We start from the raw sequence: 16,115 nt of genomic DNA, 5'->3' as shown, positions 1-16,115 counted from the left end.
CCTATCGACCTGCGATTGCTATCTTGCCCTCGCGAGCTTGTTGCCGGCGGCAAAGCTTGGCCAGTACTTCGAGATGGCTAATGTCGCGCCGGCGGAAGAGAAGTGACCATAATCGAAATAGAGAAATTGCTTGCTGTCGGCATCGGCGTACGAACAGCCGGCGGGATCGCACAGATATGCCAGCGGATCTATGAATGTCGCCCCTTTGGCGAACGGCAGCACCCGCTTGTTGATGCCCGGATCCATGGCCGTCGGCCACGACGTATTCCCGACATGCTCCCGTCTTGCGAAGAAAGCGATTTTCTGGACGTCGGCGATGAATTCCGGCGACTGGCCGATGACATAGACCTTGACGCCCATGTCGCGAAGCCGATCGATCGTTTTTTGCAGGCCATCGAAGCCCCTGACCTGGTAGTCGGTCCATCGGCCGCTCAGTATCACCGCCTGGATGTTGGCGTCGCGGATAATCGACAGGGCCCGTTCGTTGAAAAGCGTACAGCTTGGCCGGGCATAGGAAAAATAGGTGAGGTCGGGCGGGCAGCCGGCGTAGGTGTACTGGATGACATTGGCCTGGATTTTCTGGGCGTTGGCGTCTAGTCCCGAAACATAGTGGGCGGCGAAGGAATCGCCCCACAAAAGCACGTTGGTGGCAAAGCCTTGGGTGCGGGTGCAGTCGGCGAGGTTCCAGGTGTCGATGCCGGCCCCTTCGTTGAAGCAGACGCCGTTGCGCCAGTCGCCGACCCGGATCGGCTCCGTCGAGAAGTCCGGGAACCGTTGCGGAAAACCACCGCCGAGCGCGCCGGCCAACCCGCCGACACAGAGCAGGACGATCGCCGTCGACGAAAAGGCGAAGATCGGCAATGGGGCGGTGAACGCCCGTTTCCGGCGAAACGGCTGCTCGACATACTTCCAGGAAAATGTCGCCAGGGCGAAACTGGCCACCATCATCGCGATGACCGTCGGCACGCCGATGGCCTTCAGCGAGAGATAGTGGACGAAGGAATTGATCGGCCAGTGAACGAGGTAGAGCGAATAGGAAATGAGGCCAACCCACACCAGCGGCGCGAACCGAAGGACGCGGGTCGCAAGAGGTGCCGGCCTGTCGGCGCCGGGGTGATCGTGGCCCGCATAGATGAGCAGGGCGGTTCCGATGCAGGGGAACAAGGCATTGTAACCCGGAAACGGGTCGCTCTCCGAAATCGTTAGAAAGCCGAAGGCGATCAGGGCAAAGCCGGCGAGGCCGATAAGTTCCATCGCCAACCGGCTGGCAAGCGCCGGCGGCTTCTTCAGCATCAGCATGGCGCCAAGCGCCAGTTCCCAGAAGCGCGTCGGCAAAAGGTAGAAGCCGGCTGTCGGCGCAAGCGACGTTGCCATGACCGCCACTGCAAAGCTGCCGATGGCGATCGGCAGCAGTACCGTCAGCCAGCGCTTCGAGACATATCGGTAAATCAAATAGAGCAGGATCGGCGCGAAGATATAATACTGCTCTTCGACCGAAAGCGACCATGTGTGAAGCAGTGGCCGCAGTTCGGCGTCGATGGAGAAATAGTTCGTCGTCTTCCAGAAATAGATGTTCGACCAGAAGGTCGAGGCGGCGATCACGCTCAAGCTGAATTCGTGCAGGTCCGACGGCAGCAGGATGAACCAGGCGGCAATGCTGGCGAGCAGGATGACGAAGATCAGCGCCGGCAGGATGCGCCGTGCGCGGCGCCAATAGAAGCGACCGATCGAAAACTCGCCGCGCTCGAGATCGTCGAGCAGACTGCCGCTGATCAGATAGCCCGATATGACGAAGAAGATGTCGACGCCGGTGAAGCCGCCGGGAATGGCGGAGACGCCGAAGTGGAAAAGCAGGACGGGCAGCACCGCCACGGCCCGAAGGCCGTCGATGTCGCGCCTGTAGTTCATCCGGACAGGCTCGCGCGCCGCAGCCGGAAGCTTTGGTTCTGCGAGTTCAAGACGCCGCTCATACGGCGATGTCCCGCTCGTGCAAAAAGTTCCGGCTCGTCGGTCTCACATGCCTATCCTCTGCGGCGCAATTTTGCTGCACCGCAACATGAGTGTCAAGGCATGTGCCAGTTCGAATGCCGGCGAGGCCGATCCGCGCCGGCGCGGCGGGATCAGGCGCCGGGCAGGTAGATCACCGCATGATCGTCCGAATAGGCCCGCTTCCAGCCCAGTTGGTCGAAGAAGGGAATGCGACTGTCGTCGGCTGCCAGCAGTGCCCAGCCTATCGCGTATTTCTTCAGCTGGGCTTCGAGAAGCGGCTTGCCGTTGCTGTGTCCCGTCTCGTCATCGGCTTTTGTGAAACCACCGAGGAACAGCTGGTCCGTCCGACCGTCGATATAGGTCTTGATCCCGTGGAAGATCAGCGTGCCGCCGAAATTGTAGGAATTCAGCACGTTGCCGGACAGATGATGGCTTTCGGCGAACGCCAGCGCCCCGCTGGCCGACGTCTTCGGGCTCGGCGCGACCTGATAGACGCTGCCGAACACGGCGACCGCGCCGATGACCAAAACAGCTGCCGCGCCGCAGATCGCGTAAAACCGCCTGGCGAAGAATTGTTCCAGTCCGTCGCGCTTTTCAGCCAGCCATGCGGTAGCCGAAAGCGAGGGATATTGCTGTGCGACCTCCATCGCGATCACCACCGGAACCAGGAGGAAGAACAGATACATGAAACGCAGATGGGCGAGAAAGGCATGCAAGGTGAAGACGATGAACAACGCCTTGGCCCAGCCAATTCGCAACCGTGACACCAGCAGCCCGAACAGCCCCACCAGCATCGCAACTTCCTGGACAACGAGATCCTGCGCATTGAACGGTCGCCATTCCGCGATCAGCGACACCGCCTCGTTGCCATAGGCCACGGCGAAGGTCGCCAGGATGGCCTGGACGCCATAGGGGTGGATCAGGCTGACCAGCGGACAAAGCAGACCAAATGCGATCCATTTCGCCACGAGGGCCGGTTTTGTGAGACCTGTACGCGTCAGCAGATCGAGACCGGCGAAAGCTGCTATGACGAAGCTCAAGGTAAAGGTGGCGTGCAGGTTCGCCCACAACACAACCAGCACAAGCAGCCACCAGGGTGGCGCCCGTTCTTCCCATGCCGCACGAAAGAGCATCGCCGTCCAGACGACGATGATCGGGAAAGTGAAGATATGTGGACGCCCCGTAAAGATCGGGGTGATCAGGGCCATTGCAATGAAGGCCAGCGCAATCGACAGGATCGGCTTCAGCCATCTGCTGAGAAACCACCCCATCAGGAAAACCGTCAGGGAAATCATGGCGATGATCAGCGTGACCACGCCGTTCCAGCCTCCCGCCCGGTAGGCAAGAGCCAAAAGGACCTGCCCCAGCCATTCCTTGGCGATCCATGGCTGGCCGGCAAACGTGTAGGAATAAGGGTCGACTGTCGGAAATGTCCGGCTTGCCAGGAGATCCAGTCCTACCTTTACTTGCCACCAACTGTCGGGATCCTGCAGGATGGAAGGGGCAAAGGCGGCCAGCACCGCCGCCATGATACAGGCGGTGAACAGGCAGAATATCAGTTGGATACGCTGATCGTACGTTGCCGCGCCCRCACTGGCCTGAGCGTTGTTCATGGCGCCGCCTCTAATCGCTTCCGATGACAGTTGGTTCAAGGATTTCGACTGGTCGGCATCCGCCGAGACCCACCGGCCATCGGAAGGTTCCGGTCGGCTTCATCGTCTTCGCGACCTCCGCGCCCGACAAACACGAAGTGAGCCGAACCGAGGTAGAAAACAACCGAATAGACGCAGATTCCCGCGAGGTGAACCAGGGGGCTTTCTGTGATGCCTGCTGACCGGGCGGCGATCACGACTGCCAGATTGATGCTGTAGGCGACCAGGAAGACGCCCCCATATCGCAAAAGGGTTCCTGACCGGAAGCCATCGGCGCTGGTGAAGGTCCATTGGCGGTTGAGGAAGAAGCCGAGGACAAGGCCGGCGCCAAAGCCCGTGGCATTGGCGACGATGTCGCCAAAACCCAACGCAAGTCCGGCCAGAATGACGGCGTAGCCCAGCGCCGTGTTCAACAGACCGACGACGCCAAATCGCAGCATCCTCGGATAGTCAAACGGCAGGTTTGACCGCATGCGCAAAATATTGGGCTCCGACAGGAATCTTGGTGAGGAAACGCTCGAACGGCCTCAGCCGCGCAAGCAGCCGAGGAAAGAAGATCCGGTAGATGATCCGGGTGTTGGCAAGACCAGCCTCGGCCATGCGCCTGCGCATCTCGTGCGAATTGATCAAAACCGCGTTCTCGTCGAAGGCGCAATTTCTCACCGCGTGCGTGGTCAGCGGGTTCCACGGATTGTGCTCGAAAACAAAGAAGCTGCCGCCATCGGCCAGCACCCTGCCAATCTCCGCGAGCAGTCCGACCTGGAGATCTTCGGGAATGTGGTGGAAGACGCAGGCCGCGAAAGCCAGGTCGAAGGTGCCGTCGGCAAAGGGAATTGTCTCGCCGTCGAAATGCGTGAAGGCGGCCTGGCCGGGGAAGCGCTTGCTGGCGATGTCGAGCGATTCCCGCGAAGGATCGAGCAAGGTGATCTCGCTGTCGGGAAAGGCGTTGCGCATATGGCCGAGCGAGTTGCCGACACCGGCGCCGAAGTCGAGTATCCGTCGCGGTTTCACGCCGGCCCGCCGCAGAGTCGCGGCGATGTCGTCGATCTTGTACTTGGCGAAGAAGTCCGGCGTTTCGCCGCTCAGCCTTATGCTCGCGGCATGCTGCTCCTGGTATTCCCGTGCAAACTGGTCGAACTCCGCTTCAAGCACGTGCGGCCCTCTTTGCCATCTCCTGCAGGCGGTGGACGGGCAGATCCTTGTCCTCGACTGCCTGGCTGCGCGAAACGATCTCGTTGACGAAGTAAAGCGGCCGCCGCTTTGTCTCCATGTACATGCGCCCGAGATACTCTCCGAAGATACCAAGCACCATAAGCTGGACGCTGCCAAGGATCAGCACGATCGCGGCAAGGCTGGTCCAGCCGGGCAACACGTTTCCGACCGACCATTCGACCAGGGTGTAGCCGAGCACGACCAGGCCCAGAAGCCCGAACAACATTCCAAGCAGCGAGGCGAACCGCAAGGGTGCGATGGAAAAGCTGGTCATCGCGTCGACCGCCAGAAGAACCATCTTCTTCAGGGGATAGTGGGTGGTGCCGGCAAAGCGCCGATGCCGTTCATAGGGGAAGGCCACCTGCTTCAGCCCGATCCAGCTCACCATGCCGCGAATGAACCTGTAGCGTTCGGGCATCGCGTTCAGATGGTCGAGCGCGCGGCGGCTCATCAGCCGGAAATCCCCTGAATTCGAAGCGATCTCGACATCGACCATGCGGCGCAGCAAGCGATAGAACATCGAGGCGGAGGCGAGCTTGAACCAGCTTTCCCCGTCGCGGCTCTGCCGTTGGCCGTAAACGACATCGAAGCCTTCATTCATCTTCGCCATCATCGCGCCGAGCAGTTCAGGCGGATCCTGCAGGTCGGCATCGAGAATGAGAATGCGCTGGCCGCGACAGAACTCGAGCCCCGCGCTCAACGCGATCTGGTGGCCGTAGTTGCGGGCAAGGTCGATGGCGACGACATGGTCGTCCTTTTCTGCCAATTGGAAAATGGCCTCGCGTGTACCGTCGGTCGCGCCGTCGATGACAAGCACGATCTCATAGGAGGATCCCTGTTCCAGGCATGCGGCCGTCACCCGTCGATGAAGTTCGGCCACCCCATCCAGTTCATTGTAGCATGGGACGACCACCGACAGCATGACGGCGCGTCGCGCGGTGTTTTTCTCCATCTCCACCAAATGCCTTGCTCCCGCTATTCGATTGGGAATAGCGGCAATTGGTTAGAAAACAGATAAGCCAGCGGGGTCGGTCGCGGCCATTGGCCGGCCTCTCGCCCGGCGGCCACGGTCACGACCGAACCGGCAGTTCCATGCGGATGCGCGCGCCGCGCCAGGACCCAGCCAATATCCGGATGGTGCCGTCATGCAGAAGCGCAATCTGCCGGGCAAGGTTCGACCTTGGCCGAGAGGCCGCCGGCGAAACCCTGCTCGATACCGGCGCCGAAGAGATAGCCGTGTTTCCATCCGTCGGTGCTGCTGACCTTTTCGCCCTTTGGTCAGCGCAACGCCCCCGGTTCCGAACAGTAGCGTCTGGTCGAAGCCTACGCCGGCCCTGGCCTTGGCGGCACCGCGCCACTTTTCCTTGACCTTGCCGCCCTCGACGTCGTGCTCGGCGCCGCCCAGGTAGGAGCCTTCAATCTCGGCCCCCAGGACTCCCGGGCCTACTTGCTGATTGTAGCCGGCCTGGATACCGCCGCTGAGGCCGTTTCTGCCGGCAAACGGGTTCGGCATCCTGTGAATGCCGTGCCGCCATGTACGCCGACATAGGCGCCGCTCCACTGAAAGGCGGGACGATCGTTGTAGGCAGGCGAAAAGATCGGCAGCCATTGCCGAGCCGTTCAGGCACATGGCAAGCGCACTTGCCGTCAGCAGCATCATTGCTTGGGGGGACATTGCATTACTCCAACACGCACGCGCATCCGAAGATACGCAGGTTGATCTCTTGGGAGCCTGACCATTGGGACGGTCGCGCTCCCGCTCACTTGTCTCGCCGGGAACGGTCGCGCTGGCCACGGGAACTGACGCAAGGCAGTCGTGGGTGACCGGATCTTTCGCGCAACCTCTGCCTGAAAGACGTGGATCATCTCGCAGGCGAAAATTGCACGCACATTGCGGGAAATCGAAAAATGAAGATTTTTCGCTGTATTTTCAACAAATTAGATAGGTGCTGTTTACCGATTCTTAGAAAATCGGCATGGGCTCGATCAGTATCATTCGCACTACAGTGCCGCGCTCTGTCTCGCCCAAGGCCTAGGCTATCCTGGCAAACCTGTCGGCTTGAAGCTGGGAAGCCAAGTGCGTATGTCTGGGCCGACGCCCTCGAGTCTGGGCACCTCAATCGGGAGACGGGCCTTGTCCGCATTGACGCGCTTTCTCGGCGACTCGCCGCTCAGGGTGATCCTGAAGCTGCTTGTGGTGTCGTTTCTCGTCGGCCTGGTCATGAATGCCTTCGGCTGGTCGCCGATGGACGTGTTCTATGGCATCCGGAAGTTCTTCACCGATCTCTGGAATCTCGGCTTCCACGCCATCGATCGCTTTCTCGGCTACATCTTGCTGGGTGCGGCGATCGTCGTCCCGGCCTTCATCCTGATCAGGATCGCCAGCTACCGGAAGTAGAGCATGATCCCGAAAAGTGGGAACCGGTTTTCGGACAAGATCATGCGTAAAGGATTATCTGATATAGCTTGACGCCACCTCGAACAGGATGGCGTGGCGAGCGGCGAGCGTTGCCACATCGGTTGAATAACCGCCGCCGATGACGCCGCAGACGGGAATGCCCAGCGTGCGAAAATGGCTGATCACCATGTCGTCGCGGGCGCGCAGACCGTCATCCGATAGCGACAGCCGTCCAAGCCTGTCCTCGGCATGGACGTCGACGCCGGCATTGTAGAAGACGATGTCCCAATGCGCTTGGGCCGACAGTTCCGGCAGGATGGCGGCGAGCCTTTCGACATAGGCAGCGTCACCTGTGCCGTCGGGCAGCGCGACATCGAGGTCGGAGGCGATCTTGCGCGCAGGGTAGTTGCGGTCGCCATGCATGGAAAAGCTGAACACACGTGGATCGCCCGCGAGAATGTCGGCCGTCCCGTCGCCCTGATGCACGTCGAGGTCGACGACCAGGATGTTCTGTGCGGCGCCCTCGGCAAGCAGGACCAGCGCGGCGACAGCGACATCGTTGAAGGTGCAGAAGCCGGCGCCTTGCGCGCGCCGCGCGTGATGGCTGCCGCCGGCGGTGTTGCAGGCGATGCCGTGGTGCAAGGCGAGCCGCGCCGCCAGTACCGTGCCGCCGGTGGCAAGCTGGGCGCGCAAGGAGACACGTGGGCCAACCGGAAAACCGATCTCGCGCTCGATTTTTTCAGGCACCGAGCAGTTGATGACCTGGTCGACATACTCCGCCGCATGGGCAAGTTTCAGCCATGATGCCGGCGCCGGTTCGGCGATGTTGAGCGCGCCGGGCCCGGCCAGACCGCGCGCGCGCAAGGCTTCCATCAGCAGCGGATATTTGCTCATCGGAAAGCGATGGTTGACGGCGAAGCCGGCGTCGTAGTCGGGATGGTGGACGATCTGCAGGGGCATGAACTCGGTCCGGCGGGCTCGCGCCAGGTCGGGGATTCGGTTGGCCGTCACGGGATGGGTGATTGCGCGATGCCGGCAAAATGGGGCACACCGGCTGTTCGATCAAGCCGCAATCAGCAAGGCAGCAATCCTCTGGACAAGGGTGCAATCCCAGCCGACGCCAGGTCCTTTGTCGTCACCAACCGGTCCGTGCTCGCCATCGCGGTGCCGATGACGCTCGCCTATCTGACGACACCGATGCTCGGCCTGGTCGACACGGCTGTCGTCGGCCAGTTCGGCGACGCCGCCTTGCTCGGCGGCCTGGCGGCAGGCGCACTTGTTTTCGACGTCGTCTTCACCACGTTCAATTTCCTGCGTTCGGGCACCACCGGCCTCGTCGCCCAGGCCTTCGGGCGCGGCGACGAACTGGAGGAACAGGCAGTGTTCTGGCGCGCCGTGCTGATCGCGGTTGTCGCCGGCATCGTGCTCGCCGCACTTGCGCCGCTGGTTGCCATCGCCGGGCAAAAGTTCATGGGCGCCGAACCGCGCGTTAGCGAGGCAATGGCCGTCTATATCCACATCAGGATGCTCGCAGCCCCCTTCTCGCTGATCAACTATGCCATCCTCGGCTATGTCCTGGGGCGCGGCGAGGGCGGGCTCGGGCTGATGCTGCAATTGGTGCTGAACGGCATCAACATCGCGCTCTGCTTCCTGCTTGGATTGAAGCTTGGCTGGGGCGTTGCAGGCGTCGCCTGGGCTACCGTCGCCGGGGAGTTCCTCGCCATGCTGCTCGGCCTGGCGATCGTGGTCCTCCGATTCCGGGCGGCGCCGTCCTTGCCACGCCACCGCCTGCTCGACATGGCCGCCTTCCTGCGCATGCTGTCGCTCAACCGCGACATCATGATCCGTTCGTTCTCGCTGCTGGCCGCCTTCGCACTGTTCACCCGCCAGGGTGCGCAGTTCGGCACGGTGACGCTGGCCGCCAACGCCGTCCTGATGAATTTCTTTCTCGTTGCCGGTTATTTCCTCGATGGCTTTGCCACCGCTGCCGAACAACTGGCCGGCCGTGCCGTCGGCGCGCGTGCGGCAACACCGTTCCGGCAGGCCGTGCGGCTCACCTTGTTTTGGGGGTTCGGGCTGGCGGGTGCGGCGACCCTGGTGCTGCTGCTGGCCGGCGCCAATCTGGTCGCTCTCGTGACGACGTCGGTGGAGGTCCGTTCAGTGGCCGATATCTACCTGCCATGGGCAGCGTTCACCGCGTTGAGCGGCGTGCTGGCATTCCAGATGGATGGCGTCTTCATCGGTGCGACCTGGTCGCGTGACATGCGCAACATGATGCTGCTGTCGTTCCTGGTCTTTGTAGTCGCGTTGCTCACCTTGGCGCCTGCCTTTGGCAATCATGGCCTGTGGGCGGCGCTGCACGTCTTCCTGCTCGCACGAGGCTTCAGCCTGCTGACGATTTTGCGGCTGCGACTGCGGACGGCATTCAGCTGAGCGGTTTCGACGCCCATTGATCGAGATGGCTGTCGCGCAAATCGCGAATGGATCTGAGGTGCCCCGTTTCGGCAAAGCGTGCCATCCCGGCGACGATCCGGCCCGGCAGTGCGGGGCCGGCATAGATCATGCTGGTGTAGAGCTGAACGAGATCGGCGCCGGCTCGGATCTTTTCCAGCGCCGCGTCGGTCGAATCGACGCCGCCGACGCCGATGATGGCAAGCTCTGGCCCGAGCAGTTTGCGCATCCTGGCCAGCACGCTGGTCGAGCGTTCGAACAGCGGTCTGCCGGAGAGCCCGCCGGTCTCGCGCGCGGCGTCGCCGGTGCTCAGCCCTGGCCGGGAGATGGTGGTGTTGGAGACGATGACACCGTCGATCCGCTTCTCGGTGACCTCGGCGGCGATATCTTCCAGCTCGGCCTCGAGCAGGTCCGGAGCGATCTTGAGGAAGACCGGTGGCTGCGCCGTTGCTGCGGCGCGCGCCGCCATGACGCGTGACAAAAGCTCGCCGAGCTGCTCGCGCGCCTGCATGTTGCGCAGGCCCGGCGTGTTGGGCGAGGAGACGTTGACGGTCAGATAGCTGGCGTAGGGCGCAAAGCGGTCGACGCCGTGCTCATAGTCGCCGATGCGGTCGGCACTGTCCTTGTTGGCGCCGATATTGACGCCGACGATGCCGCCGCGCCCCTTACGGGCGGTGAGGCGCTTTTCGGCGGCCGCGTGGCCTTCATTGTTGAAGCCCAGCCGGTTGATCACCGCCTCATCCGCCGTCAGCCGGAAGATCCGCGGTTTCGGGTTGCCGGCCTGCGGCAGCGGCGTGACCGTGCCGACCTCGGCAAAGCCGAAGCCGAGCCCAAGCACCGCATCAGGCACCTCGGCGTTCTTGTCATAGCCGGCCGCCATGCCGAGCGGGTTGGGGAAATCGAGGCCGCAGACCGTCACCTTCAGCCGCGCATCGCGCGTTGTCCGCGCGCCGACAGGCAGGCCGCATCGCAGCGCTGCGATCGACATGCCATGCGCGGTTTCCGGATCGAATGTGAACAGCAGTTTCTGGCCGAGCCGGTCGAGCACGCTCATTCGGCCTCCAGTGCCGGGAATTGGTGGGTACCGTCGGCGCCAAGCGGCAGCGGTCGGACCCAAAGGACAGCTTTCAGGTCCAGCACGCCATAGAGATGCGGAAACAGCGCGCCGCCYCGCGAGACCTCGTATTTCAGCGCGGCGCCCAGACGCGAGCCGTCGATGGCGACCAGCAGGAGGCCGGTCTGGGCGGCAAAATGCTTCGCCGCCGTTTCCCTGACCTGCCCTGCCGTGGAGAAATGGATGAAGCCATCGGCAGCATCGATCGGCGCGCCGGTGAAGCGGCCATTGGCTTCGGCCTCGCGCCAAGGCGCTTCCGGGGTTATCTTGTAGATAAACTGAGACATGGTTGCGCTATAGTCCGAACCAGCCACGCGGGAAAGACCACGCCAAGGGTCTTCCCCAATTCCGGCGCAAACATGCGATAAATCAGGCTTTGGCCATGGAGGACAACATGCGTCTGCAGCACATCTTGATCCCCGCCGCGCTCGTTTCGCTGGTCGCGGCTTCAGCTTATTCGGAAGAAACCGACCGCTACCGGCTGGAGAAGTCTGGTAACGGCTACGTCCGCATGGACACGCAGACCGGTGCGATGTCGATCTGCGAGGAACGCTCCGGCCAGCTCGTCTGCAAGATGGCGGCCGACGAACGCGCTGCTTTCCAGGACGAGGTCGACCGCCTTCAGACCTCGATGAAGGCGATGGACGAGCGCGTCACCAAGCTCGAGAACTCGCTCTCCGCCCGCCTCGAATCGCAATTGCCGAGCGAGGAGGATTTCAACAAGACGATGAGCTACATGGAGCGATTCCTGCGTGGTTTCATGGGCATCGTCAAGGATATGGACAAGGACAACGGCGCGCAGCTCAACTCGCAGAAGACCTGAGCGCTCGAAACAGGGAAAACGCGGCGCGCTGGCTTTGCTGCTTGAAAACAGCGCGCAGCCCCTGATAATCGTCCAACTGGTCCCGCAAAGAGCTAAAAAATCATAGGGATTCGGGGAGGGACATTTGCCGTCAGGCTATTCTTTCGTCATCGCCGACGATCACCCGCTGTTTCGCGGTGCGCTGCGCGAAGCGCTCGCCGGCATCGGCAATGTCGCGGCAATCCACGAGGCCGGTGATTTCGAGAGCGCCAAGGCGCTGGTCGTAGCCAACGAAGATGTCGATCTGGTGCTGCTCGATCTGTCGATGCCGGGCGCCAGCGGCCTTTCCGGCCTGATCTCGCTGCGCGGCATCCATCCGGCGGTGCCGCTTGTCGTGGTCTCGGCGCATGACGATCCGGCGACCATCAGGCGTGCGCTCGATCTCGGCGCTTCTGGCTTCATCTCCAAGTCGGCCAGCATGGAGGAGATCCGCGACGCCGTGCAGTCGGTGCTTGCCGGCGACATCGCCGCGCCCGTCGGCATCGATCTCGGCGTCGAGCGCGATCCCGAGATTTCCGACCTGATCAAGCGCCTGCAGGCGCTGACCCCGCAGCAGACCCGCGTGCTCGGCATGCTGGCCGAGGGCCTGCTCAACAAGCAGATCGCCTATGAACTCGGCGTCTCCGAGGCGACAATCAAGGCGCATGTGTCGGCTATCCTGCAGAAGCTCGGCGTCGATAGCCGCACCCAGGCAGTGATCCTGCTGTCCAAGATCGGCAGCGACCCGCTGCAGCCGGCCGGCTGACACGCGGGGTCTCGTCGGAATCGTCATTCGGCCGCCGATGCCAGCGGCCTGACCCTGGCCATCATCGAACGCAGCACTGCCGGTTTCAGCGGCTTGTTGATCACCGGAACCTCGAGCCCGCCCGCAGCCGTGCGCACCTCGTTGGAGCGGTCGGCGGTCACCAGTACGGCCGGCAGGGCGTCGCCATGGATCGCGCGCAGCCTGACGATGATGTCGAGGCCGGTTTCACCGTCGAGATGGTAGTCGGCAAGGACGATGTCCGGGCGATGCATCGTGGAACCCGCCAGATCCCTCGAGCCTGATATCGTGTCGACATTGCAGCCCCAGCCCTCGAGCAGGAGCCGCATGCCTTCGAGGATGCGGGCATCGTTGTCGATGCAGAGCACATGCAGGCCGGCCAGCGAAGCTGTCGCGCGGGCAGGAGCCCTGGTTTCGATCTCGCGTCGCGGCTCCTGCACGGCGGCGACCGGCAGGATGACGGAGAAGCGCGTACCCTTGCCTGGATTGGAAAAGATCCGGATCTCCAGGCGCAACACCCGGGCGATGCGGTCGACGATGGAAAGACCGAGACCGAGGCCCTCGGCTTCGCGCGCGCCTTCGTCCAGCCGGGTGAATTCGTGAAAGACGGTGTTCAGCTCGTCGCCGGCAATGCCGATGCCGGTGTCGATCACCTGGATTTCGGCCAGGTCGCCTCGTCGCCGAACGCCGACCAGCACACGGCCATGGCGCGTGTATTTGATGGCGTTGGAGACGAGATTCTGGATCAGGCGGCGCAGCAGGTTGCGGTCCGTCATCACGGTCAGCGACGACGGCATGATCGTCAGGCCGAGTTCTTTTTCGGCGGCCAGTGGCCGAAAATCATTGCCGATCTGGCGCAGCAATCCGTCGAGGTTGAAGGCGGTGTTGTCCGGCTTCATGGCGCCTGCATCGAGGCGGGAGATGTCGAGCACGGCGCCGAGAATGGTCTCGACCGATTCCAGCGAGGATTCGATGTTGACCGCTGCCTTGCCGGCAGGCCCCTTGCCGGCCTTCTCGATCAGCGACGAGCAATATAGCCGGGCAGCGTTCAGCGGCTGCAGGATGTCGTGGCCGGCGGCGGCAAGGAAGCGTGTCTTGCCGAGATTGGCCTCCTCGGCCAGCATCTGCGCCTGCGCCAGCTCTTCGTTGACGCGGGTCAGCTCGATGGTGCGGGTCTTGACGCGCTGCTCCAGCGATTCATTGGCGCGCTTCAGCGCCAGATCCTGTTCGACGCGTCCGGAAATGTCGGCATAAGTGGCGACGATGCCGCCATCCGGCATCGGGTTGGAACGCAGCTCCAGGATGCGGCCGCTGGTCTTCAACTCCATCTGCCACGGACTGACGAAGCTGGTCAGCCGGTTGAGCATGGCCACACGCTGGTCCGATGGAATGTCGCCGCGCTCGGCAAGATGGCGCAGGATGCGGTCGAGCGAGACGCCGACCTGGCCCATCTCGTCGGGCAGGTCGAACAGCGCGCGGTACTGGCGGTTCCAGCAGATCAGGCGGAAATCGCGGTCGAAAACGGTGATGCCTTGCTCCATCTGGTCGAGCGCGATCTGCAAGAGGTCGCGATTGTGCTGCAGTGCCTCGGTGGCATCGTCGAGCAGCCGGAAGGCATCCCTGGATTCGCGGTCGTGGCGCCGAAACAGCAGCGACAGGATCAGCCGTGCCGAGGAAGAGCCGACGGCGCTGGCCAGCAATTGCTCGGAAAAGCGGATGACGTCCATGCTCGCCTGCTCTTTGCCGTGCAGCGAGGCGCCATTGGTCTTTTCGAACGACTGGAAGGAGCGCTCGGTGCGCTCGACGCCGAGATAGCGCGAGATCGTGTCCTTGAGGTCGTTGACGGTGATGGCGGTGCGGAAGCGGCGCAGGCTGGGCATCGGCCCGGCTTCGCGCGGCACGAAGATCGACGCCTGGATGCGCTCCAACGGCACCGACGCGCGCGACAGGGAGCCGAGCACGAAGAACACCGCGTTGATCGACAGGCTCCACAACACGCCGTGGTTCAGCGGTTCGGCGACGGTGCCGAACAGCGCCTGCGGTCGCAGCGCCTCGAAACCGAACAGCCCGTGTGCGATGATGTCGGTGTCGGGTGCGGCAAGCGATGGAAGCAGCAGCGTGTAGCCCCAGACGAGGATACCGGCGACCATGCCGAGTGCAGCACCCCGGCCGTTGGCGCCACGCCAGATCAGTCCGCCGATCAGCGCGGGTGCGAACTGGGCGATGGCCGCGAACGACATCAGGCCGATCGACGACAGCCGCGCACTGTTGGTGCTCTCGCGGTAGTAGAGGAAGGCGATGAACAGCAGGATGAAGATCGCCCCGCGCCGCACATTGAGGATCAGCGTCGACCAGTCTTCGTTCTCGGAGGTCGAGGTCTTGAGCAGGCGGCGCACGAACAGCGGAATGACGAGGTCGTTGGAGATCATGATCGACAACGCCACGCTTTCGACGATCACCATGGCCGTTGCCGCCGATAGGCCGCCGATGAAGGCTGCCATCGCCAGCAGATCATGGCCGCTGAACAAAGGCAGCGACAGCACGTAGAGATCGCTGCTGGTCCCGGTGCCGACCAGCGACAGGCCTGCAAAGGCGATCGGCAGCACGAACAAATTGATTGCCACCAGATAGAGCGGAAACACCCATGTCGCGGTGCGCAATTCGGCCTCGCCGCGGTTCTCGACGATGGTGACGTAGAATTGCCTCGGCAGCATGATGATGGCGAAACCGCTCAGGCAAGTCAGCACCAGCCAGGTGGCAAGGGAGGTGTTGTAGCCCATCGCCTGCCGGACCTGTGCGTTCTGCGCCAACTTGTCGAACATGTCGCCAGGGCCGCCGAAAATCAGGAAGGTGACCATCAGGCCGATCGCCAGGAAAGCGGCGAGCTTGACCACGGTCTCGACCGCAACTGCCAGCACCAGCCCGTCCTGGTGTTCGGTGGCATCGGCATGGCGTGTGCCGAACAGCACCGCAAACAGCGCCAGCAGCATGGCGACGACCAGCGAGATGTCGCTGACGAACGGATCGAAGGAGGGTGGCGAACCGGTGTAGTGCTCGACCATCAGGCTGACCGAACCGGAGATCGCCTTCAACTGCAGAGCGATATAGGGCACCGCGCCGATTGTCGCGATCAGCGTCGCGATCGCCGAGACGGTGAAGCTCTTGCCATAGCGGGCGCCGAGGAAGTCGGCGATCGAGGTGATCTTCTCTGTCTTGGCCAGCCGCACGATGCGGTTGAGCAGCGGAAACCCGAACACGAACACCAGCACCGGGCCGGTATAGATGCCGAGGAATTCGAGACCGCGCTCTGAGGAGAGGCCAACCGAGCCGAAGAAGGTCCAGGACGTGCAGTAGATGGCAAGGCTGAGCGCGTAGATGAACGGCCGCGCCCGGCTCGGCCCGGATATCGCCGAGCGGCGGTCGCCCAGGCTGGCGATGGCGAACAGCAGCGTCACATAGGCGATCGCGATGATGACGATGAACAAGCCCTGCACGCCTGGAATTTCCTCCTTTGCCGCCTTTTTATCCGGCTTGTCCGAACGCAATCACAGCTTGGCGTCCGAGTCCATTGCGGCTTTGGAAGCATGGTGGCGACATTCAGACAGCAACCAAGCTGACGTCCAAGGCGCTGCCCGAGGTTCCGCCCGAGGTTCCGTCATGTAAGGAGAAACCGG

13 protein-coding genes and 1 pseudogene are annotated in these 16,115 nt (G+C 62.6%); 4 read left to right on the top strand and 10 right to left on the bottom strand.

What is annotated here, in order from left to right:
• Positions 1 to 18 precede the first annotated feature (18 nt).
• The 6 genes and pseudogenes from AC1D2G_RS05675 to AC1D2G_RS05650 all read right to left on the bottom strand — a co-directional run.
• Positions 19 to 1,908, bottom strand: a complete 1,890-nt coding sequence (locus AC1D2G_RS05675; protein ID WP_477412600.1) for an acyltransferase family protein — start codon at positions 1,906 to 1,908, stop codon at positions 19 to 21.
• A gap of 212 nt (positions 1,909 to 2,120) precedes the next feature.
• Complete coding sequence (locus tag AC1D2G_RS05670) at positions 2,121 to 3,602, bottom strand: hypothetical protein (protein ID WP_477412598.1); 1,482 nt, start codon at positions 3,600 to 3,602, stop codon at positions 2,121 to 2,123.
• Between the two features lie 35 nt (positions 3,603 to 3,637).
• Complete coding sequence (locus AC1D2G_RS05665; protein ID WP_477412597.1) at positions 3,638 to 4,081, bottom strand: GtrA family protein; 444 nt, start codon at positions 4,079 to 4,081, stop codon at positions 3,638 to 3,640.
• Between the two features lie 10 nt (positions 4,082 to 4,091).
• A complete protein-coding gene (locus AC1D2G_RS05660) occupies positions 4,092 to 4,793 on the bottom strand; it encodes a class I SAM-dependent methyltransferase (RefSeq protein WP_477412595.1) in 702 nt (233 codons plus the stop codon).
• Entirely contained in the window at positions 4,786 to 5,805 is a 1,020-nt protein-coding gene (locus AC1D2G_RS05655) for a glycosyltransferase family 2 protein (protein ID WP_457153268.1), read from the bottom strand. The genes AC1D2G_RS05660 and AC1D2G_RS05655 overlap by 8 nt, the downstream gene beginning before the upstream one ends.
• Before the next feature lie 221 nt (positions 5,806 to 6,026).
• Positions 6,027 to 6,483: pseudogene (locus AC1D2G_RS05650) on the bottom strand (outer membrane protein); the annotation flags it as partial.
• 504 nt (positions 6,484 to 6,987) lie between these two features.
• Between AC1D2G_RS05650 and AC1D2G_RS05645 the strand changes: the two are divergent.
• Positions 6,988 to 7,251 carry a DUF6460 domain-containing protein gene (locus AC1D2G_RS05645; protein ID WP_457153262.1) on the top strand — a complete coding sequence of 88 codons (264 nt, stop codon included), beginning with the start codon at positions 6,988 to 6,990 and terminating at the stop codon, positions 7,249 to 7,251.
• Between the two features lie 54 nt (positions 7,252 to 7,305).
• Here AC1D2G_RS05645 and AC1D2G_RS05640 read toward each other — a convergent pair whose 3' ends face one another.
• A complete protein-coding gene (locus AC1D2G_RS05640) occupies positions 7,306 to 8,211 on the bottom strand; it encodes a histone deacetylase family protein (protein WP_477412593.1) in 906 nt (301 codons plus the stop codon).
• A 132-nt stretch (positions 8,212 to 8,343) separates the two neighbouring features.
• Here AC1D2G_RS05640 and AC1D2G_RS05635 point away from each other — a divergent pair, with 132 nt between their 5' ends.
• Positions 8,344 to 9,684 carry an MATE family efflux transporter gene (locus AC1D2G_RS05635; RefSeq protein WP_477413050.1) on the top strand — a complete coding sequence of 447 codons (1,341 nt, stop codon included), beginning with the start codon at positions 8,344 to 8,346 and terminating at the stop codon, positions 9,682 to 9,684.
• On the opposite strand, the gene AC1D2G_RS05630 is transcribed toward AC1D2G_RS05635, so the two are convergent.
• Both AC1D2G_RS05630 and AC1D2G_RS05625 read right to left on the bottom strand, forming a co-directional pair.
• A complete protein-coding gene (locus AC1D2G_RS05630) occupies positions 9,677 to 10,756 on the bottom strand; it encodes a quinone-dependent dihydroorotate dehydrogenase (protein ID WP_477412591.1) in 1,080 nt (359 codons plus the stop codon). The genes AC1D2G_RS05635 and AC1D2G_RS05630 overlap by 8 nt on opposite strands.
• The gene (locus AC1D2G_RS05625; protein ID WP_477412589.1) at positions 10,753 to 11,103 is read right to left on the bottom strand and encodes a DUF952 domain-containing protein; all 351 of its coding nucleotides are present in this window, start codon (positions 11,101 to 11,103) and stop codon (positions 10,753 to 10,755) included. The genes AC1D2G_RS05630 and AC1D2G_RS05625 overlap by 4 nt, the downstream gene beginning before the upstream one ends.
• 107 nt (positions 11,104 to 11,210) lie before the next feature.
• Between AC1D2G_RS05625 and AC1D2G_RS05620 the strand changes: the two genes are divergently transcribed.
• Together AC1D2G_RS05620 and AC1D2G_RS05615 are read left to right on the top strand one after the other, a co-directional pair.
• A complete protein-coding gene (locus AC1D2G_RS05620; RefSeq protein ID WP_477225382.1) occupies positions 11,211 to 11,639 on the top strand; it encodes a hypothetical protein in 429 nt (142 codons plus the stop codon).
• A gap of 124 nt (positions 11,640 to 11,763) precedes the next feature.
• Positions 11,764 to 12,423, top strand: a complete 660-nt coding sequence (locus AC1D2G_RS05615) for a response regulator transcription factor (protein WP_095082229.1) — start codon at positions 11,764 to 11,766, stop codon at positions 12,421 to 12,423.
• Positions 12,424 to 12,446: 23 nt separating this feature from the next.
• On the opposite strand, the gene AC1D2G_RS05610 is transcribed toward AC1D2G_RS05615, so the two are convergent.
• Positions 12,447 to 15,935 (bottom strand): PAS domain-containing hybrid sensor histidine kinase/response regulator, encoded by a 3,489-nt coding sequence (locus AC1D2G_RS05610; RefSeq protein WP_477398957.1) that lies wholly within the window; start codon positions 15,933 to 15,935, stop codon positions 12,447 to 12,449.
• Between the last annotated feature and the right edge of the window lie 180 nt (positions 15,936 to 16,115).

This window comes from Mesorhizobium sp. P2_C7 (assembly GCF_056404515.1).
Note: the sequence above shows the minus strand (reverse complement) of the source record. Positions and strands in the feature narration are given on the sequence as shown.

Coding starts and splice junctions, on each gene's coding strand:
- AC1D2G_RS05675 (WP_477412600.1), bottom strand. CDS start 1,908: ATGAACTACAGGCGCGACATCGACGGCCTTCGGGCCGTGGCGGTGCTG.
- AC1D2G_RS05665 (WP_477412597.1), bottom strand. CDS start 4,081: ATGCTGCGATTTGGCGTCGTCGGTCTGTTGAACACGGCGCTGGGCTAC.
- AC1D2G_RS05655 (WP_457153268.1), bottom strand. CDS start 5,805: ATGGAGAAAAACACCGCGCGACGCGCCGTCATGCTGTCGGTGGTCGTC.
- AC1D2G_RS05640 (WP_477412593.1), bottom strand. CDS start 8,211: ATGCCCCTGCAGATCGTCCACCATCCCGACTACGACGCCGGCTTCGCC.
- AC1D2G_RS05630 (WP_477412591.1), bottom strand. CDS start 10,756: ATGAGCGTGCTCGACCGGCTCGGCCAGAAACTGCTGTTCACATTCGAT.
- AC1D2G_RS05620 (WP_477225382.1), top strand. CDS start 11,211: ATGCGTCTGCAGCACATCTTGATCCCCGCCGCGCTCGTTTCGCTGGTC.